Annotated in this window: 16 protein-coding genes; 1 reads left to right on the top strand and 15 read right to left on the bottom strand. The window is 40.5% G+C overall.

Annotated elements, in window-relative coordinates:
* The coding region (locus BLO53_RS10760; protein WP_176757248.1) for a transposase at nt 1-282 on the top strand (282 nt) is incomplete at its 5' end.
* A 16-nt stretch (nt 283-298) separates the two neighbouring features.
* Here BLO53_RS10760 and BLO53_RS10755 read toward each other — a convergent pair.
* The 15 genes from BLO53_RS10755 to BLO53_RS10690 form a co-directional block, all read right to left on the bottom strand.
* The gene (locus tag BLO53_RS10755; protein ID WP_092061325.1) at nt 299-1,657 is read right to left on the bottom strand and encodes an ATP-binding protein; all 1,359 of its coding nucleotides are present in this window, start codon (nt 1,655-1,657) and stop codon (nt 299-301) included.
* Nucleotides 1,658-1,743: 86 nt separating this feature from the next.
* On the bottom strand, nt 1,744-2,142 hold the full coding sequence (locus tag BLO53_RS10750) for a hypothetical protein (RefSeq protein ID WP_092061323.1): 399 nt from the start codon (nt 2,140-2,142) through the stop codon (nt 1,744-1,746).
* A 248-nt stretch (nt 2,143-2,390) separates the two neighbouring features.
* Complete coding sequence (locus BLO53_RS10745; protein ID WP_092061321.1) at nt 2,391-2,906, bottom strand: hypothetical protein; 516 nt, start codon at nt 2,904-2,906, stop codon at nt 2,391-2,393.
* A 3-nt stretch (nt 2,907-2,909) separates the two neighbouring features.
* On the bottom strand, nt 2,910-4,040 hold the full coding sequence (locus BLO53_RS10740; RefSeq protein WP_092061319.1) for an AAA family ATPase: 1,131 nt from the start codon (nt 4,038-4,040) through the stop codon (nt 2,910-2,912).
* 138 nt (nt 4,041-4,178) lie between these two features.
* Nucleotides 4,179-4,580 (bottom strand): phospholipase D-like domain-containing protein, encoded by a 402-nt coding sequence (locus tag BLO53_RS19645; protein WP_242875362.1) that lies wholly within the window; start codon nt 4,578-4,580, stop codon nt 4,179-4,181.
* 77 nt (nt 4,581-4,657) lie between these two features.
* On the bottom strand, nt 4,658-7,159 hold the full coding sequence (locus tag BLO53_RS10735; RefSeq protein ID WP_242875361.1) for a DEAD/DEAH box helicase: 2,502 nt from the start codon (nt 7,157-7,159) through the stop codon (nt 4,658-4,660).
* Between the two features lie 48 nt (nt 7,160-7,207).
* A complete protein-coding gene (locus BLO53_RS19470; protein ID WP_207648473.1) occupies nt 7,208-7,663 on the bottom strand; it encodes a GNAT family N-acetyltransferase in 456 nt (151 codons plus the stop codon).
* Between the two features lie 42 nt (nt 7,664-7,705).
* Nucleotides 7,706-9,298, bottom strand: coding sequence for an AAA family ATPase (locus BLO53_RS10725; protein ID WP_026488609.1), 1,593 nt, complete (start codon nt 9,296-9,298; stop codon nt 7,706-7,708).
* A 129-nt stretch (nt 9,299-9,427) separates the two neighbouring features.
* The gene (locus BLO53_RS10720) at nt 9,428-13,189 is read right to left on the bottom strand and encodes a DEAD/DEAH box helicase (RefSeq protein ID WP_092061317.1); all 3,762 of its coding nucleotides are present in this window, start codon (nt 13,187-13,189) and stop codon (nt 9,428-9,430) included.
* A gap of 412 nt (nt 13,190-13,601) precedes the next feature.
* Entirely contained in the window at nt 13,602-15,473 is a 1,872-nt protein-coding gene (locus BLO53_RS10715; protein ID WP_143003237.1) for a DUF6020 family protein, read from the bottom strand.
* A gap of 15 nt (nt 15,474-15,488) precedes the next feature.
* Entirely contained in the window at nt 15,489-16,052 is a 564-nt protein-coding gene (rbr, locus tag BLO53_RS10710) for a rubrerythrin (protein ID WP_092061313.1), read from the bottom strand.
* A gap of 115 nt (nt 16,053-16,167) precedes the next feature.
* Nucleotides 16,168-17,715, bottom strand: a complete 1,548-nt coding sequence (locus tag BLO53_RS10705) for a hypothetical protein (RefSeq protein WP_143003236.1) — start codon at nt 17,713-17,715, stop codon at nt 16,168-16,170.
* Between the two features lie 208 nt (nt 17,716-17,923).
* Nucleotides 17,924-19,051: a glycosyltransferase family 4 protein gene (locus tag BLO53_RS10700; protein WP_092061339.1), complete on the bottom strand. Its 1,128-nt coding sequence runs from the start codon at nt 19,049-19,051 to the stop codon at nt 17,924-17,926.
* 954 nt (nt 19,052-20,005) lie between these two features.
* Nucleotides 20,006-20,164 (bottom strand): rubredoxin, encoded by a 159-nt coding sequence (gene rd / locus BLO53_RS10695; protein ID WP_026488604.1) that lies wholly within the window; start codon nt 20,162-20,164, stop codon nt 20,006-20,008.
* A gap of 347 nt (nt 20,165-20,511) precedes the next feature.
* Nucleotides 20,512-21,432, bottom strand: coding sequence for an HAD family hydrolase (locus BLO53_RS10690; protein ID WP_092061310.1), 921 nt, complete (start codon nt 21,430-21,432; stop codon nt 20,512-20,514).
* Between the last annotated feature and the right edge of the window lie 455 nt (nt 21,433-21,887).

Here is a 21,887-nt window from a genome sequence, read left to right as displayed (position 1 = left end):
TTATACAAAAAGTATCGTCCAGAAGAAGCATTCCGCCTAAGGAAACGGCTTGAAATTCATTACACGCCAAAGCACGGAAGCTGGCTGGACATTGCTGAGATTGAATTAAATGTAATGACAAAACAATGCCTATCAAGGAGAATTGAAAGCATTGACAAACTTAAGTCTGAACTCTCTGCATGGGAGTCAGAACGTAACGCAAAGCAGGCAAAGGTTAAGTGGCAATTCACTAATGATAAAGCAAGGATAAAGCTGCTTTCCTTATACCCCAAGCTTGAGTAAATCTCAGGCTTGGAGATTAAATTAATTCTGAACTTGCCACGACACTAGCAAAGATATTTTCCATATATTTCCTAATATCTTCGCCTTTTCCTTCTCTGGCAGCTCGCCTAATTAAATCTACTGACGCGGAAAAGTCGGCAGAGTCCTCATTAACAACTAGTGATATCATATTTTTCTGGAAAGAATCGCTCACTTCTTTATTAGGAAAACGCATTGGATAATAAGAATCACTTAATCCATCCTCTGAAACATCACCGATTGACATATATCCAGTCTGATACAGAAGCTGCATAAATTTCTGTTTTCCAATTATTTTTCTATTGTCTTCATCCTTATTTTCATCAGATGAAAATGCAAACTCCGTAATATCGAATACACTAAATGTGTCTCTCGAAATAATAGGATCTTTAACATCATCAAGTGTAATTTGGATCTGCTTCATAGTCTTTGCCAACACCTTAGGTGTTCCTGTTTCAAACCAATAATTTGAAAAAATGCCATCATTTCTAAAAAATGATCCTACAGAAACTGGATTATAAACACTTTCTTCTCTAGGCGAAAATCTAAAACCATCGTACCATCTTTTCATAGCCTCTAGTATTTGTGAACGATCTAGCAAATTACGATTTTCATCATAAATTCCCTTTTCAGAAAGCTCATCAATATATTCGCCAAAATATCTTTCCAATTCATCCGCTGTATACCCAAACATACAAGCATAATTTTTATCCATGCTGATATCTGTAAGACTATTTAATTTGCTAAAAATAGATAGCTTGGCAAATTTTATTACGCCTGTCATAAATACAAAACGTTCATATCGTTCATATCCCTTGATCATTTGGTAAAATGTTTCCATAAAACTACGAAATGTCTCAGCTTCAGTCTCATTTTCCAAATGCTCCATGATTGGTTTATCATATTCATCAATTAATACTACCACCCCAACATGGTTACTATTATATAATGCTTCAATTAACTCCCCAAAAAGAAGTGCCGGATCTGTATTTTCAGTTTCAATGTTGTTACTCTTGGCAATACCATTAAGCGACTGTGTAAGCCAAGAAGAGAGTAACTCTATACTACTCAAATTAGCTCTTGCAAAATCCAAATGAATAATTGGATACTTTTTCCAGTCATAGTCAGTATTTTTATAAATATAGCAGTCTTTAAATAATTCCTTGTCCCCATTAAAAATTGCTTCCAACGTAGATATGGCAAGGCTCTTACCAAATCTTCTAGGGCGCGCACAAAAAAACTGGCCCTTAGGAGCAGTAATTATATCATAAAGATACTTTGTTTTATCAACGTAAATACAATTATTCTCAACTAAATCTTTGAAAGAATATATTGAAGTAGATATCATCTTGTTCATAAATCAATAATCTCCCGTGCTTTTCAAAATAGTATCAATTTACTTGAAATCCGTATATGTAGATGAAATAAAGACCTGATTATTCCTCACACCTCTTCTTCAAAGTCTTTTTCATAAAACAAGAATTTACGGCAGGCCAAGAGGATTGTAATGCAGACAATCCTGATCAGTATTTCCAGTGGAGCCTCATGCTCAACTACAAGGCCTCTGGCAAGAGCGAATATCAGTACTTCCACTATGGTATTCATAGAGTGCTTGATCAGCATTCTGATGAACTCTATGACAATGACTGCGTTAAAGGCTGTGACCAGAATGTCCTCTATGTAGTCATCAAAGGCCAGCTCCGTAAGAGAAACCACATGTATTGCCAACTGCAGGCAGCTATAGGCAACGCCTATCAGGAGGATGACAGCGACGACCTTTTCCAGAAAGCTTGGCATTCTCAGTATTATATTATGAATTCGTTCTATATACTTTTTGTTCATTGCTCTAGTCCCTTTCTGCGTAAGCAACTGTATTAGTATCGGTATTAGCATCGGCATGAAGATACTATTAGACATCTTCTTGATATTTTTTTATTAGCGTTTAAATGAATAAGTAAAACTCTAGTAATCTCCTGAAGAATAAGCGAATAGAAATCTAAAATGTTGTCTTGCAGCGCCACATTCATATTCTAACTAAAAGTTTCACTCCCATACATATATTAATATTGCTTCTGTGCAGAATATCATTCCTACTCCGCAAGTTTCTTAACATTAACTGAATTATTCTCTATTATCATAGTATTACCAGCTGCTTCACCAATCCAAAGCTTATTAATATCAAAACCTTTCGATATAAGTTTATTGGACAGATTAGATATTCTTATGAATTCAACTTTGAACTCCCTGACACTTGTTGTTCCCAATAAGTCAGTTATTCTTCTAATATTACAACTTCTTACAAGCTCATCTTCCAGATTTTTTACTTGCGGAATCGTTAAAACTTCTTTCACATTCTTGGCTTTTTTGAGCTGTTCCAAATTGCTGGCAAGGATTTTATGATTGATCACATCTGTGTCGAATATTAAAACCACCGTAGTATTGGGTCTTAAATTCATAAGCATAGCACGAGGTATTACTTTTTGAGCAACATTGAAAACACTTACCTTGCCCGGGTATACCAATTGCATTTCCGTTTTCAATACCTCGATAAATTTTTTCTCGCACTCCCCCTCTACAAAATATTGGACTAAAGAGCCTTCTTCCATTTCTTACTCCTCCTTTAAATCCAATATTTCATATATCAAATCCGTAGAAGGCGCTACTGAAAACAGATCATTTTCTACTGCTCGTTTTAAGGAATCAGTATTTCTCTTTAAATAATCAGATGCGTTAAGGCATTTGATAGGTTCCTCTTTGTTAGTAACATCTTTTTTCATAAAGCTAAAAGCATGCTTCGGTAAATCCATATCCAGCACTTCAGTATTATGAGTAGTAAAAAACAACTGTTCATTTGGTCTGATGCTATCGATCATTACTCCCAAAATTGCCTTTTCAGTATCACTACTTATATATGAGAATTTTTCATCGCAATAGTAAAAGCTATTCTTCCCTTGGATCAATGATGACAATACTACAGCCACTTCAACGCCAGCTTTAGTTCCACTAGAAAGTAGTTTAGTGTTGAACTTCTCGCCATCCTGAATAACGATATCTTTATTAGGTATTCTGATAACATAGGAATTCTTGACGTTTTTCAGAAGTTCCACATTGGTTATAGCTGGGTCCAATGTCATAAGTACATTTTTGAGTATACGAGGAAATAAGGCATCCTTTGGAGGAAAATGCAGTACCCTATACACATCATCAGGATGTTCAAATAGCCAATATAATTCTTCAATTTTGTCCAGTTCCTCAATATAGTTTGTAGTCTCTTCTACATTCTCTATGTCATCTAATTTCTTTTTACATAACTCATAGCTATCCCTTGGTCCGATAATAACAGATGTTACATGAAGATTAACCATTATTTCTGACATATTCCCACTGTCATCTGGCTTTGGGGCAATCTCGCAGCGTACTCTATACATCTTATCTTTTGAACACACCATCTCTAACACAAAACTAGCTTTTTTCTTGGGATTTGCTATATTCTCAACTAATAAAGCAACATTTTTCCTGCTGATGAAATAAAAAATACTTCTCAGCATATATCCTAATGTAGTCTTTCCGCTTGCATTGGCCCCCATTATAATATTCACTTTTTTGTATCTAAAATTTGGATGATCAACCAAGTACTCGTCCTGAATATTGGAACCAACAATTTTCTTAGGATATGTGAAATTTACATGAAAGTTCTTGAAGGAATAGTAATTATCTACTTCTAAATCGAGTATAATCATGTTTTCTTCCCCTTATATTACTTCGGTTTATGCGAACAAATATATTGTATCACTAATTTATCTTCTGGTAAAGTAGATTGCATAAAACCCATTAACAGCATGAATACGAACGTTTTCATGTTTGCCTATTTTCCCATTTCACCCAAAAGTTATCTCCAACAATTCACCCGCAGCTTCCTTGCTCCTAACTCTCATCAGATTATCATCTGCTTTGGCTCTAGATAACAGATTCATGCTTCCGTACCAGACAATTTCATCATCAATGATGGCAAAGTGCTCATGCATATACTCTTTAAGATGCACATTTATAGCGTTATCCCGCAACAGTTGCACAAGCCGCCTCGTATCTTCTATTTTTTCCACTGGATATCTTTCTGGCTCAAGGGTAACTATCGTAAGCTTAACACCGCTTTCCTGCCTATGCTTCATTAGTCTTATAAAAGCATTTACTTTTGACTGGCTTAATCCAGGACTAGAAATCACAATTGCTTTATTTGCCTCTAGCAGATCCTTTTCAAAAACTGTCTCATATGTATTCATATCAAAAATAGAACCTGCGCTTTGCTTTTCCAAAATGTTATTATTGCAGATTTCGTACCCTATTTTCTTATATGTACTTAGTCGCTTATGATACATTTTTCTAGAACGCGAATATGAGAATCTACGTAATCATAGATGATTACTTCAGTTTTACCCTCAAAATCCCTATGCAGACGTCCAGCAAACTGTTCTATGTTGCCTTCAGCTGCTGCCGGCATAGCAAGCATCATGGTATCAAGTCTTGGAAAATTAAAGCCTTCGCCTACATACTTATCGATAGCAACGAGAATGACTGATTCGCTCTCAGGCGCTGACCTCATCTGCGTTCTCATCACATCTTTATCTTTTCTACTGCCTCCTCCTTGAAGGAGATACACATGGTCTGCTTTTCCTAGTAGTTTCTGATACAGAAGCTGCGCATGTTCTTTATATTTTGTTAAAACAAGAGGTGTTCTTCCCTTTTGGATACAGCTTTCAACATCAGAAACAATTTGCTCATTTCTATTCTCAGATTCAACAACAGCTCTATTAGCTTCTGTTATCTTTAGATCAGTAGTACTAACTAGTCTTGTAAAGCGAGGGTATACATAGTGAGCAATACCTTGTTTCTGTGCACGTTCCTTAGCAGTATATCTGAATCTAATAGGTCCAAATTGCATGAATACTTTCTTTTCAAGGCCATCTTCTCTTTTTGGAGTCGCTGTCAATCCATATACATATCTTGCTTTCGCAGTTCCTATTACATCTTCCACAGTCTGTGCGGCTCCATGATGGCACTCATCCATAATCACCATTCCGTATTTTTCAATGATCGGATCAATATCATCGCCTTTACCCAAAGATGAAAAGATCGCAACATCGACAATGCCGGTCATTGAATTATGCCCAGCATATAGTTTACCTATCAAACTTTTTCTTTTTCTGATTCTTCCTGTTTGGGTTTTATATTCTGGTAGCTCCGCATTTATATCCAAGAATTTCTCTAAGTCTTCTACCCAGTTTTTCTGTATCTCCGTATTATGGACCAGAATTAAAGTGTTAGTTTTCCTTTGGGCTATCATGTATGCACCGACAACTGTTTTTCCAAAAGATGTTGTGGCGGCAAGAACTCCGTTATCATGCTCAAGTATAGCTTTTGCTGCTCTCATCTGTTCTTCATAAAGTTTGCCTTTAAAAGTGACATCCACATGTGTTCCTTCACACCTATTGTCTTTTAGAGAAAAAGATATGTCTGCTTCCTTAAGCTTTTGTATCAGAGAATCCAGAAGGGCTCTTGGAATACATATATAGTCACCTTCATCTTGGCCACAGTAGATAATCCTTGGGATTCCTTTAGTTGAAAATCCCATACGTGATTTTTTGTAAAAATCCGGGTTACTAAATGCAGCCATGCGTCTTATAGTATTCTGCATTCTTTTTGCCATATCCTTGGTATTTAAATAGACCCTATCTGATATGACAATTTCAATATCAGAAGGTGCATCTTCCCTATGGAAAAAGAGCTGTCTTTTTTCCCATGGCTTTAGTTTTGTATCATCATTTTCGTCACTGTCAAATTCATCGCATAATGCACCTAATATACCCTCTTTACACCATTCTTTAATCTTATCTTCTATGAAAGTTTCAGATATTCTCTTGACGCTTTTCAGACATTCTAACTGGTCATGATAAGCATTCCAGTTCTTATCAATAAATGCACTGTTGCCTGATTTCAACGCAAGTCCTTGCAACGGAAGAGCTATGAGGTTGCCTAGTCCAGGCTTACCTGTTTTTGAATTAATGGGAATATGGTCTTGAGCAGGAAGCATCCTGTCGTAATAACTAAAGGTCTTCATATTGACAGATTCTGCTCCTTTGGTAAGTAGAGCAGAGCCAAATCTTCTTGCAGTAATTGCAAGGATTGGTTTTTCAAAGAACATCCAGACGTGAGCGCCATTACCAGATCTTGAACGCTCAACAAGAACGGGAATATCATTATCTTCACATATCTGTCTGAATGCATTCACTTCTTGCATCCAGGCAGCATCAGGATTAGCACCGTCATCACCGCATATACCTTCATCATGGCAGTCAAAATCAAATACCAGAAAATTAATTGTTTCATCTGGCAATAACGGGTAGATACCAAGTACATCCGAGGCATCCGCTTTATTTCCCATCATATGTTCATAAACAATTTCATCAGTTAATTCTTTATAATTCTGATTACTGCACCCTCCGCAGGTTACCTTTGCACCATTCCTTTTGGGGCACAATCCATCCTTCCAGAAATTCCAGCACTGAGTATAATAGTCATGTTTTCCCGTTTTCTTATTGGGCTTTCCAGAACGGAGACTGTATACATCATTTCGTCCATTAAAGAGATTACGAAAAAACTTGATGCGTTGCTTTGTTATTTCTAAAGGCTTTATCCTAGCTCTTTGATTGGAATCAAATAAGATATTCTTATCTGGAGAAAGATCTTCTATGTCTTTTGCTTCACGCCTATAAGCTATGCCTGCCGCATCAAGCAAGCCATGCAAGTACTCGATTTCATTCTCAAGAGTTGCGATTCTGGATAGATACTGGGATTCATTCATGCTAATAATTCCGATCTGAGTTATTTTTTTATGATACGACGCCTTAAGTCACTCCTCCATCACTTTCCTTGCATATGAGCAAGTAGCCGTAACATTTACGCAGTCCCGTTCTGCTTGTTCTAACACCTTATATACCAGGCGCTTTGCTATACCCTTTCCCTGGTGGTCTGGTGAAACCACGGTGTGGTATATGTTGTAGCCGCTTTCTGCAACCTGATAGTCGCACTCACCTATCTCTTTTCCCTTGTAAGTCGCTATACTGCGGAAATTCTCTGGGTCGATTGAGACATCTATATCGTGCCTGTACAGGCATGTCAGAGCCCTGGATGGACATTGGCTGATTGCCTGCCATATCTCTTTTGTCTCTGCCATATCAAGCTTGATCCAGGGCTTTTGTCCCGGGCAGAAGGTCTTGGGACTCCCGTTTACGCAGCGTTTTGCGTGAAAGCACTTGTCGGAATTCCAAAATACTACTATGTCTTCATTCTCGTATGTTCTGTGCATTAGGTGTCCTCCGATTTATCTAATGCCATTTCAAAAAAAGTACTAAATCACCGCCTCAAAGAGTACCTTATTTCCCACAGTAATTCGATTGACTCCTGTTTTCTTTTTCTTATTAAAATTGAAACTCAGCATATACCCTGTATTTAGACCGAAGTAATCCAAGTAATCACACAGCTGCTCTTCACCGCGCTTATTGTAGCTATCTCCGTGCCATATCTTCATTTCTATAATATATCTGACTCCCAGATAGTCTATGATCACATCAGTTCTGGTCTGATTTCTTGTCTGTGCCTCTATGTAGTAATTACCTGTCCCATTTATAATCGGTTTTAAATACAATAGGAACAATTCACGTCCATCTTTTTCCAAAAACTTGTCCACCAATGGGCCACATATTTCGGTATAAGATGAAATAAAATGCTCCAGAATAAGTTTCATGTTAAGCTTGCCATCTGTAATAAAGATATTCTTAGCTAATCCGCTTTCCTTAACAAAAACATTATTATTCATGATCTCATCAGACAGGAAAAGATTATACAAAAATGTTTCATATATCCTATTAGCGATTACAACAAGGCCATTTCTGTTCTCAATAAATCCATACATCAGCATCTGAGCTAGCTCTTCCTGGTAATTGTTAAATGGAATGCTAACTCCTTCTATCAAAATACTCTTTAAAACTGCTCTTAGATTTGGATAGTTAGTAAGTTTTCCAATAAGGGATTCAAATAAAGTATTGTTGTCATTAACAATTATTTTAACAGCCTCATCTATTCCATTTCTTGTCCAGGCCTCAGATTGATTCTGAAATTTGGAAGGGACAAGCTTTTCATCGATTATTTGACACATTCTGCTCACCAGATAAGGATATCCATTGGTGTAGTCACTTATCTCTTTTGCCAAATACTTGGTATCAATCGTAATGCAATGGTCTGCCGCATATTCGTCCAGCATCTTTGCAATTCCTGCAGTATCAAGGCGCATTGATATATCGAAGTCAGCCGCTATATTCCAGGGACTATTCACTTTGTGCTGCCCTTCATCTCTAATTTTGCTCTTTATATGCTTAACGTCAGTTACACCAGCTAATATAACAGATTTAAAAGTCGGTATATTCAGTGAATCTCTGCGTATAAAACCTTCTCTAAGCTGCGCCAAAAAATCCAAAAAAACCTGATTATTAGTTGCACTATCTACTTCATCAATGATAAGAACTATTTCTCTATCTGATAGCTGGCACCATTTGGTAAAAAGATCAAACAGTTCTCCCATTTTAGCTTTATTATCATTTCTGCCAACGAAATCCTCAAAATAGCTTCTTATATTATCAGGCACATTTAATCCATTAGCGGCATGCATCAGTAACAGTCTCGATACTTCCTGTACAAAACTCTGCTCAGTTCTATATCCGGCCGCACTTATCCCTTGAAAATCCAGGCTTATCACCAGATATACATCAGAAAGATTTCTGTTTAATGCAGTAAGTGTAGTTGTCTTACCGTATTGCCTTGCTCTGTTTATGGTAAAATACTTCTCATCTTCTACCATTTTTCTAATTGCAGCAATTCTATCAGAAATATCTACCATGTAATGTTTTTCAGGAATGCATACTCCAGTCGTATTAAATGTTTTCATATTGCAAAGTCCTTCATAATCTCATTAGTTATATCAAATGTGATTTTTCTCCTACAACCCTCATTTTATCATTATTTATCAGGGTGATAAAGCATGCAAAAATCAGCAGTTGTCATTGAAGATGCTTTCTCACCCCAATAGTTCCATCAATTGTTCCTTGCTCATGTTCATCAGTGACTTGCTCTCGCCGCTGAGGATGGCATCTGCCAGGTCTTTCTTGGCATTTTGCATGTCAATTATCTTTTCCTCGATTGTATCCTTGACGATCAGCTTGAAAACAGAGACTTTCTTAGTCTGTCCGATTCTGTGGGCTCTGTCTGTGGCCTGATTCTGGGCGGCAAGGTTCCACCAGGGATCATAGTGAATGACAACGTCCGCTCCCACAAGGTTAAGACCAGTGCCGCCAGCTTTCAGCGAGATGAGGAAAAGAGGAACCTCATTTTCGTTAAAGGCATGAACGAGCCTAATCCTTTCCTCCTTGGAGGTTTCACCAGTAATCTTGTAAAACTCAATTCCTAGCTTCTGCAGGTCTTTTTCCAGAAGTTCGAACATAGAAGTGAACTGGGAAAAGAGAAGTATCTTGTGCCCACAATCTATGGCACTCTGGATTAGTTCGATGCAGGAAGTTCTCTTGGCAGATTCACCTTTGTAGCCTGCGGTAATAAGTTCAGGATCGCAGCAGATTTGCCTGATCCTGGTCAGTTCTGCCAAAATCTTAATTCTGTCCTTGCCAGACTTATAATCCTCGCTCTCCAGCATTTTCTTCATGTGGGTGACCTGAGCATCGTAGAGTTTTCGCTGTGCAGGCTCAAATCTGGAGAAGCGGACTTCCTCCATCTTATCAGGAAGATCCTTTAGAACATTTTCTTTTAACCTGCGCAAAATGAAGGGCCCCACCATGTTCCTTAGCTGCTTGGTTATGGCTTCGTCCTTGTACTTGGTGATCGCGTTCTCAAAGTCGCTTCTGAATCTGTCATAAGTATAAAGAAATCCTGGCATCAGATAATCAAAGATGCTCCAGAGCTCGCTTAACCTGTTTTCAATAGGAGTTCCGGTCAGGGCAAATCTGGTTTTGCTGTTTATGATCTTTACTGACTTGCTGACAGCAGCGGAAGCGTTTTTAATGAACTGCGCCTCATCAATAATCTCGCAATCAAACTCCAGGCTCTCGTAGGAGCCGATATCTCTTTTTAAAAGATCATAAGAAGTAACCATAACTTCCGGTCTCGTCTTTGAAGACAATATCTTTTTTCTCTCTGACTGCGTACCAGCAACAGTTTTGACATTTATAGATGGTGCAAACTTTTTAAACTCTTCCTCCCAGTTGTAGACAAGGGATGCAGGGCAGACTATTAGGGCTGTAAGCTTTTTCTTTTGCTCTCTGGCCTCCTGGATCCTGCTCAGCAAGAATGTAATGACTTGAAGTGTCTTACCAAGCCCCATATCATCAGCCAGGATTCCTCCAAATCCAAGTTCTGACAAGGTTGAAAGCCACTTAAAACCGTATTCCTGGTAACCTCTAAGGACTCCGGAAAGGCTGTCTGGAACCTCAATCTCGCTCTCTTTTACTGAGTTAAAATTTCTCACAAGATTTTTGAAGTTTTTGTCCCTCTCAGCCGCAATATCATCGTGCTCCTCAAGCAATTTGTTGATATAAATTGCTCTGTATAATGGCAAATGGAGCTTTCCCTTGGTGAACTCCTTGGCTGAAACGCCCATGGCTTCCATGGTTACCAGGAGTTCCTCTATAGTGTCATCTTTTTCAAGCTGGATAAACTCGCCATTTCTTAGTCTAAAGAACTTTTTCTTTTGCCTATAGCTCTCCAGGAGGTCAAGTAACTCATCTTGAGTCATGTCGTCGGTTGTGACATCCAGGTTTAGTATTCCGCTCTCCACTGACACTCCCAGTTTGACATGTGGCGCTTTTCTGATCTTGAGCCGCTCGAAGTCCTTGGTGGCCTTGATCTCACCGATTGCCATCATTTCTTTTAACCCGGAGCTTAATATGTCAAATATGGCGTCGCCGGTCTTTTCTGCGTAGAATGTGTCCTCCGCCGTGCCTGTCTCCGGAAGAAATTTTATGAGTGTTGCTACAGCCTCCTGTTCAAAAGAGCTGTCTCTCCCCGCAGGAAGTGGATAATCCTCCTCAGTCAGCTGATGAAGGAAATGTTCTTCGTCCGCATATTTGGCGGAAACTCTGCCCTTTATGTTGTCTTCATTCGCATCAAGGTAGAAGATTATCTCACACTCAGGCGGAATGATATTTTTGATATCATCATAGTCTTCATCTATAGTGATCTCCGGAGCTTCTATCATCTGTGGAAGCATGCGGTAGTAAAACTCCGAAATATTATTTTTCCCTATTCTGAACTGAACAAAGTTATCCCTTGCATTCTGGATGAGCATGCTTGCAATTGGTGATAAGTCCGCAATTCTTGAGAAAGTTCCCTTCTCTTTATCTATGATGTAATTGTAATCTTTCCCCTTGTAAATATCAGGAAGATGGGCGATTATGTGTAGGCCTGAGGGGGCGCCTGCTGCCTTGGAGTTCTTGGCTTTGCCTGAAGCCTTAGCTGGCCTTGTCAGCATAGTTTTGCTATTATCTTCGTCGAACAGATAATTGTTACGGAGCGTATCGTCTACAAAACTTTGAATTGATATATCGATGTTTAGTTTCCCATCAGCTAGCTTGATTCTCTTAAGCTCCGATGCCCCATAGCTACGAGCATACTCATCAAAATCAATAGTCCTCCCATAGGCCATCTCATAAAACTTATCAAGAATTTCTGCAGATAGTTCAAGCTTGTCCTTGATAGTCGTTCCCTCTCCGGAATAATAGCCCCGAATCTCTCCTACCTTCTGCGCAATAAGCTCTGCATTAGCCCTGGCCTTATCCATAAGCTCGTAGTAACCTTCTGACTCTTCATCAAAATCTTCGTCCATGAAGGAAATCATATTATTCTTTCCAAGCTTATACCCTTCAGCATTTTCTCTTTTCTCCATCAGCTCAGAGATGTTCCTTAAGGCATACAGCTTATCTTTTCCTATCTTGAAAGACAGATTAAGCTTGCCAAAATTAGTCCTATCTCCCAGCGTGAGCTTTGGTTCAAGTCTTACGACTTTCTCTTTTTCCGTGGTCGTATCTATCTTCTGAAGGCTCGATAGCTTTCTGTAGCTCTTGAGCATCTGGCTGCCAAGGTAATCGGTATCATCTCCGGGATTGTACTTGGCAATATACTCATCTGCCAGGAGCAAAAGAGCTACCACATGAGAGCAGAGCTGGTTGTAATTGTAGTCATAGTAGCTATATCTGTAGCTGCTGTCATGAAGAGCATAGCAGTCTTTAGACAAGAGCCTGTCCTTGGTCAAAAACACGCTGACCGAAACTGGATATTCGCGGTTTCCCTGAAGCTTTCCTCCAAAAGATATAACCAGTTCCTGGCCTCTTCCTGTTGTGGCATATCCTAATGAGTGTCGCTCAATAGTCAGATCTCCACTTTCTACAATTTCCATTGCTTCCTGGATTGTTTTCTCGCCAACTTCATGTTTTCTCAAAATCGATCCTATGCTGAAGTAGTTCTTCTCAGGGTCCGTTTTTAGCGAGTATGACAGATTCTCTATCTCTCCGGCATGCTGTTCCTCTTGCCACTTAAACATCACCGCCGCTGCATGTTTGCACAACATTCCATCCCCTGCATAGGGACAATCACAATTAATCCTAATGCGTCCTTTTTTAAGTCCCTGGATACACACGTTGTAGACATGAGTCCCCAATACCCTGGCTATGCAGCTATCCTCCGTGCTAATGTATCCCTTGACCTTTCCGCTCTTGTAGTAATCGCGCCCTCTATCAAGAATCCTTTGGCTAAAATATCTTGTCCAATTATCCATGTAGTTCCCCAACTTTTGATTCTGTATCTATTTGTAGCAATTCAGGATACAAAAATAGCAATATATTGCTATTTTTGTATATTGATATAGCATTATATTGCTATTTTTAAATTATAATTGCAATTTTTATGAAGCAATATGCAAATCACCTGCCATTTTATATCTGGCTAGCCCTTTCTATTTTGCATTGATGTTCCTTGCTAGACTTATCATATTTATCGACATAAATATCCGACGATATTGCTTCTATAAATCTATCTTTTCCTGGATTTACATATATTCCCATTATAATTGCTCCCCGAATATATCTCTGATTATCCTTACTCTATATTACATTTTAGACCTGTGTTTTTCAATGCTCGCGCTAGTTAGAGCCTGTAATACCTTTCCTGCTATTCCTCAGTTCTTGGTATTACTCAACCACTTTCTTCCTGCCACCATACACTACCCACAATGGCATTGTAACCACCATAGCATAGCCGTATCTGAAATCCACTACAGGAGCGGCTATGAGAAGTGTCAGTGTCAGGAGCAGCAGCAAAATCTTGCACAGAACCGGCTCCTTGCGCCTTAAGCTGATGACAGTAGAAATAACAAGCAGCCAGAAAAAGGCTCCGATACTAAAGAGCATTCCATAAAGAGGCACAAAATCCCCCATTTTAAGGGCAATTTCCTTGTACTTCACAACTGCCTTGCCGCCAATCTTGGGATACCAGTAGAGACCGTAGGCGTTATCCATTATGCCGTCCATGTCTGCGACCTTGGTCTGGACGCCGGGATAGATATAGCCGCCCTCAAGATCATACCAGGCCTCCAAGGCCAGCTCTGGGTTAGACTTTACTTCCTTCATCCACAATCTCAGATATTTGCTCTTATTGTTCTGAATTTCTTCAGGATGACCGGCTCGGATCAGCTCTTTTATGTTATCAGCAAAGTCCGCAGCGTAGAGGTCTCTGATATAAGTGGTATCAATTGCAGTCTGTATCAGGGCCAGATCCTCTTCATCCAGAACCGCGTCATCAACCAGCATTCTTGCCAGCTGCTGGGCTGGTACAGACAAAGACTCCACAAGATCAGGGCTGTTCACCTGATAAAGTGTAAACACCGGGCCTTTTATAATAACTACAGATATGATGACTGCTGCCACTGAAATCAAGGCCCTTACAATGTCCTTCCTAAATGCAAACAAAAGAAATGGAGTCCAAAGAATAAAGGCAATCCAGGCATTTGAACGCAGGAGCGCAAAGAGAATGCCTAAGAGCACTAGAATAAGCCATTGATATGCTGTCGGATTATGTATATCCGTGCCAGCATATTTGTCTGTCGTCTGTTTATCTATTATCTGTCCGCCCGTCGCTTGTTTGCCTTCTGCTTGTAGATCTGCCCTCATATCGCAAACAAGGCAAAACAGCAGCATCGCAACCCCTGCAAAAATGATGTCCTTCCAGCTAGTCACGGCAAATACCGCGTTAAACGGCACAATTCCATAGAACAAAAGCGCCCGGAGCTGCTTTCTTTTTCCGCCAAGGTGCATGATGAGATTGCCGCAGCACAGCGCCATAAAGATCATCTGAAACAGCGTATAGCAGGCAATTCCAATTTCTGGATCGCCGCTTACACCATATCCTATCTGGTAAAAGAGCTTTATAAGCAGGGTATGCACGACAGGATGGTGGTTCGAATAAGGCTCTACTCCAATGATCTGCTCATACTGAACCAGGGAATCCGCCGTCATGATGCCCGGAAATTCGTAAAGAAAATACGGCATCCAGCACAAAAAGCACACAAGGGACATGACTAAAAAGGCCTTGATACCCTTGTAAGGAGGCAGGTCCTCTTTTACCGTAAAAATAGTGTTGGAATTTGCAAATATGACAGCTCTGTCCTTAGAAAGCAGTGCGCAAAAGATGTTACTAATTGCATTTATAAGGCACGCAAAACCGATAAATGAAATTGCAAGGCTAAGGTACCTGAAAAGGGCACTGTTAAAGCCACCTGTAACCCTGTCGTAGGAATATATAGTCATGGCAAGCGCTGTCGCAAGCGAAATTGCGGTGCTTATAAGGCCTGTGTGGAGAGATATTTCTTTTCCCACACTGCTACAGTTATTATTATTGTGACTATCCTGGCTGCCGACATTTCCCAGCGAGGCTGCCCAATAGACAAGAACTAAGAAGACTACTGTCAGAGGATTTCTAACACTAATCCCAAGAATTATCTGAAGCGCCCAGGCGCCAAACAGGCCCTGGGCAGCATTTATGATTTTTCGTAGATCTAAATTCAAAACTTTCATTTCACCTTAATAATTCTCAGCTTTTAACTGGAAGTAAGCCTGTGGATGATTGCAAACAGGGCAAACTTCAGGAGCCTGCTTGCCTACAACGATGTGGCCGCAGTTACTGCACTGCCATACGCAGTCGCCGTCGCGGGAAAATACAAGCTTATCCTCAACGTTCTTAAGAAGCTTTCTATAGCGCTCCTCATGCTCTTTTTCAATAGCTGCAACCCCCTCGAAGAGCTCAGCAATCTCATCAAAGCCCTCTTCTCTCGCCTTCTTGGCAAAAGATGGATACATTTCCTGCCACTCATAGGCCTCGCCATCTGCTGCTTCCTTGAGGCAATCTACTGTTGTTCCGATTCCTGTAAGAATCTTGTACCAGATTTCTGCATGCTCTTTTTCATTGGCTGCAGTCTCAGCAAAGATGTTTGAAATCTGCACATAACCTTCCTTCTTGGCCTTTGAAGCAAAGAATGTGTATTTATTCCTAGCCTCTGACTCACCTGCAAAGGCTGCAAGAAGGTTTTTCTCTGTCTCTGTCCCCTTAAGGTCTGCTGCTCTGTTTCTCCATTTGTTGTCTGCCATATGAAATCCTCCTAATTTAATAAAAATGTAGCAAGCAGCTCAATTTGCTGCCACTATTATTTCTGATACTATCTTCAGCTTAGTGCGATATAAATACTTTTGCAAGATGAAGTTCTCACTCCCCGTAAAGCTCCATCCACTCGCTCCTGGAGATTGCCCAGATCTTGGCCTTGCCATAGAACCTAGCAGTCATGTAATTATCGATATTGTTCGGATCTTCGACAACTGGCATATGCATAAGCGGCCCCTGCTCGTTGTTGATCCCAGGAAGACAAACCTCCGCCTCGTCGCCCTCAAGGAGCCTTCTCTGCAGCGCAATCTGCTCTTTGTAGTCATCAGCCTGCCCTGACAGGTAATACTCCATGCAGACATAGTCCGTATACTGCTTAACTCCGTGCCTTGAGAGGAATGCGATCACCAGCGCCAGCACAACAAAGCCGCAATTAAGCAAAATCTTTGCCCCTCTGGTCTCAGCCCCCTTTACAAGCAGCCCCTTGCAAAAGAAAAGCCACCCCAGCACGTATATCTCAGCAGCCACAAGACATGTGAAAAATGTCAGGAAGTTAAAGTCATAATATCCAAAAGAAACAACGCCGCCGCTATAGGCTCTTGGCGCATAAACACTGGCGTTCACGCAGAACATGACCAACATGAACAAGAGTGGATGTGAAAAGGCTTTGGCAAAAGAGCTTGCTTTCTCCGCATTTTCTTTTCCCACCGTTCTAAAAGCAGATAACGTCAGCACCAGCACGGCCATAAGCGCAATCAGGATAAATCCCCTTTCCAGGACAAAAGAGCTGACTCCCTCAACTACCGACAATCTAAAGGATTCAATGATTGTGGCCACTGGTCCTCCTGCTGGAGTTGCGCCATTTTCAAGGTCGGAAGCCGCTCTATTAGCGTTTCCTGGTGCAATAGCACTGATAACAAAGCCAACCATCAAGGCTGCGAAAGGAATCAGTAGCAGAAAGTCTTTTTTATCTCTTTTACCACCCAGCACGAATTCCGCCAGCCATATGAGAAATACAGCGATGGGAAGAAGAAGTGCCGCAGGGTAAGTGGCGCCGCCCATAAGAGCACTTACCACAAACAGTCCCACCAGGTTTCTGATCCTGTGTGTCAAAAGAAATCTATCTCCCAGAATGATTCCGATAAGTGCCATAAATAGCGGCATTATGTAGTGCACGCAGCCAACCCACCAGAAAATGCCGTTCTTGGGCGAAGGCATCAGCTGAAATTCAAATATCAAAAACAAAAGTCCCACCTGAAGCCAGTAAAAGTCTTCAATCTGCCATCTTACCTTGAGGAAATGGTGGGCAAATGTGAGAAAGCCGATAATATGCAGTGTCAGAAAAATATAAGGCACGATAACGTAGGCACTGTCTGAAAAAACCTCAGGATGCAGGCAGAATACAAAACAGTCAAACCAAGTGCCCTGCCATGAATACCAGGTGCTGACTGACGTCTGCCAGGCAGCCTTTATGGCTGCCAGTACTGAACCCGTCTGCAGAAAGATCAGGTGAGAACTAGCCCCAAAGTTGTAGTCATCGCCTGCTGCCGCATCATAACCTGAAATTATAAAAACCGGAATTAGCGACAGCACAAGAATTATCCCCAAAATCCAGCATGTTAATTTGTCGTGTTTGCGTACAAAATTTACCATGTATTAGCCCTTTTCTTTTCTCTTATCATATCTATATAGTCCAAGTTCCAACTATGCACTGTCTACATTGCATATGCCTGCACTTTCAAGCGCAATATTGTTACACGTCCATAACAAAAATTGTTACCTCATTATTTTACATAATAGAGATAACAATTTGTTTTCATCATAATCCAAAATCGCAATTTCACTAGATAAATTGCGGGTTTCACTTTTTCTCCGGGTCACATTTCTCCCCGTAGTAGAGTTTAAGCGTCTTCCTGGCAACATCGTCCCAGTTGTACTTGCCGCAGACATAGCTAGAAGCCTCTTTCCTATAGGCCTCAACGGTCTCAGGATTAGCCAAAAGAGCCTGCATCTGGGATTTCAGATCCTGAACATTGCCCTTCTTGAAAGTGACAGCCTTGTCCTCAATAACGCCCACGCACTCCGGGATATCAGACACTAGGCAGCACTGGCCATAGCTCATGGCCTCTAAAAGAGTAAGCGGCATACCCTCAAGATCTGAAGGCAGCACGTATATGTAACAATTGCTAAGTAGCTCTGAAAGAACTCTTCCCTGAACAAATCCGGTAAAGATAATACGGTCATCGGAAGCCGCCATATCTTTTACCTTCTCTTCGAATTCCTTGGTGTCTGAACTTCCGCCGGCAATCACCAGTTTCTTGCTGGTGTGCAGGTCCTTGTAAGCATTTATCAGGTACTCAAGGCCCTTCTCAGGTACAAGACGTCCCAGGAAAAGAATATACTCGTCTTTCCTAAGCCCGTATTTCTCGCCGATTCTGTCGGGCTCAAGTCTGACTGGCTTGTTGACACCGTTAGGAATAAGCACGGTCTCACGGCCGTAGGTTTCCTTGAAGTACTGCTGAGCGCTCTCACTTAGAACGATGATCTCATCAGCCTTCTTGACTGCGCATCTCTCGCCCTTCATGATGTAACGGCTGGCGAAATAGCCCCACTTCTGCCTCTTGTGATCCAGGCCGTGGATAGTTGCGATACATCTTTTCCCGAATAATTTGGGAATCCACATGACTGCGCAAGGCCCTTCTGCATGGAAATGCACCACATCATACCTTCCAAAGGCCGCTATGAGAGCGCCAAAGAAAGATGCTGTTGCCGCAGCAAAGCCTCTTCTATTTATGGTTGGAACATTAAGAAGTCTCACGCCCTTGTAAGATTTGCCCACGTAGGCGTCGTACTCTTCCCCAGCTACGTGATGCCCCCTTCTGTTAAGGCAGGTCACATGGTGTCCCATCTGAGCAAGCCTTACAGAAAGCTCCTCAACAACAACCTCGACACCGCCTTCCCTCGAAGGAACCCTCTTATGTCCTATCATTGCTATATTTAATGTCTTTTTATTCACTTAAGTCTAGCTCCATATAGACAAGAATTTACAACACTTTGACAACATATTATACCATGCCAGCAAGCCTAGTGGAATATGTAAATGATTTGTGGCTCTTATCGCGCAAGTGCGCATCCATAAATGAAAGATGTTGGCTATGCATCACTGGACCTCGGAATAATGATGCATAAAAGTAATATAAGAAAAATTGCATGACTGTGGCTCTTGATAGTCATGCAAGAAAAGAAAAAGTGCTTGTTTTGCATCACTGGAACTCAGAAAAATGATGCAAAAAAGTAATATAAAAAAAATTGCATGACAGTGGCTCTTGATAGTCATGCAAGAGAAGAAAAAGGGCCTGTTTTACATCACTGGACCTCGGAATAATGATGCAAAAAAGTAATATAAGAAAAATTTCATGACTGTGGCTCTTGATAGTCATGCAAGAAAAGAAAAAGTGCTTGTTTTGCATCACTGGAACGCAGAATAATGATGCATAAAAGTAATATAAGAAAAATTGCATGACTGTGGCTCTTGATAGTCATGCAAGAAAAGAGAAAGTGCTTGTTTTGCATCACTGGAACGCAGAATAATGATGCATAAAAGTAATATAAGAAAAATTGCATGACAGTGACCCTTGATAGTCATGCAAGAAAAGAGAAAGTGCTTGTTTTGCATCACTGGACCTCAGAAAAATGATGCAAAAAAGTAATATAAGAAAAATTGCATGACAGTGACCCTTGATAGTCATGCAAGAAAAGAGAAAGTGCTTGTTTTGCATCACTGGACCTCAGAAAAATGATGCAAAAAAGTAATATAAGAAAAATTGCATGACAGTGACCCTTGATAGTCATGCAAGAAAAGAGAAAGCCACTACGACTTTCTCTTTCTATAAATATCAATATAATAATATACCATCATCGCAGGTTCTTCTAGCACTCTCCATCAGGCCTGAACCGAGAAATCCTCTTTTCCTACTCCGCACAACGGACAAACAAAATCTGCCGGAAGATCGTCCCACTTTGTTCCTGGCGCAATCCCGTTATCAGGATCACCGGCTGCCTCATCATAAATGTAACCACAAGTATTGCATACATACTTCATAAGATTGTTCCTCCTTTTGTTAAAAGATCTTACTGTGCCAGTTCTCTTCCCACATGCATAAAACATGTTATATGAACCATACTTAAGTATCTGGGATTAAAACATGCTACATATAATTGGACTTGATAATATTATACAAAATACTTGTTCGTAATTATACTAAAAAAATATTATATATTAGTGAAAATCTAAGTTGGAAAACTAAATTTTTATACTTCTAGTCAAAACATCACGTACCTATAATTACGGCTCACTCATTATTCCAATCATAGCCTGTCTGATGATTGACTAATTCTTATTCATTTTCACAATCATAGCCTGACTGATGACTAATCAAATCCACATTTTTACTCTGGTTTTGTCTCAGCGGCTTTTTTTGCCTCATGTTCCTTGGCAGCCTTTAGGTACTCTCTCTTTTTATCAACATGAATTTGTTCGAGTTTCTCGTTGACCTGAGTTCTGTCAATTATATCTTTTACCAACTGATCAAGCTCGCTGCCTTCCGTGTAATCCGCAGGCGCAAAGTACTTGATGCGCTCCTCGTACATCATCTTGAAGACCTTGTCCTTGTCATTGGTATCAGCGTTATAGACTCCTATTGAATAGCCGCCGTAGGCATTTACAAGTCTCATGCAAGGCACATCTGTGTCGCTATCGCCGATGTAGACCATGTTGCGGAAAGGAACTCTGACATCTTCCTTGGGAATGTAGTCGTTGACCATAGGATCATTGCAGTCCAGCACGCCCTTCTCAATCCTGAACAGGAACTGAGTCTTGTTTGTGTAATTAACCACCTGTGCTGGCCAAACCGCCTCTCCTCTATCATTGTAAAAAAAGCTGCTGGCATATATTCTTTCAAAGGCTCCGCTCTGAGCTACCTTGGTGCCCTCAATCATCTCTTTTAACCCAGAAGAAATGATGTAGTGCTCAACAATAACTCCCTTCTTAAGTCCATACTGACGAATCCTCTCAAACCAGGTATCCACGCCTTTAAAGAGTTGCACCTGTGCGCCATAGTCCATGAGAGCCTTGCGGTTCATGACAAATTTGCCTCTTGCCTCATCAACCATCTTGTACATGTAGGAAAGGTTCTGATCCATGTCATTGGCAAACGCCACCCTGTTGGAATCCTTCCAAAACTGGTTAACATCATAGCCCACGGACTGGATGTACCCCTGAGCCTGCATATCATCTGGTGAAAGAGTCTTATCAAAATCATAGCAAATCGCTATTACTGGCCTGTCTTCTTTTTGTTTTCTTGTGAACATACTTGTTCCTTTCTAAATAAATGGTTCTTGCTTGTATTGGTATCTGTATATGTATTTGCTGCTTGCCTTCATTGATATCTTTATCTGCTGCTTGCCTGTATTGATATCTTTATTTGCTGCTTGCCTGCATTGATATCTTTATCTGCCGCTTGCTTGTATTGATATCTTTATTTGCATTTTCTGCTTTGTTTGTGCATCTATGCTTGTATTATCACTTTGAATGCTTTATATCATTATATCTCAAATGTTACTAGGTAAACTAATGAATTTGTTGTGAACTCCTTCAGGAGGTTATGGCCACGCAGTCATGCAAAATGGGCACTTTTCTTTTTCTTGCATGACTTTCTTGATCCACTGTCATGCAAACTTCCTTATTTTGCTATTTCTGCATCATTCTCCTGAGGTCCATTGATGCATATCTGGCACTTTTCCTTTTCTTGCATGACTTTCTTGAT

Source organism: Butyrivibrio sp. INlla14 (assembly GCF_900102515.1).
Taxonomy (GTDB): Bacteria; Bacillota; Clostridia; order Lachnospirales; family Lachnospiraceae; genus Butyrivibrio.
The sequence above is the reverse complement of the archived record's forward strand: the minus strand, read 5'-3'. Positions and strand labels throughout refer to the sequence as shown.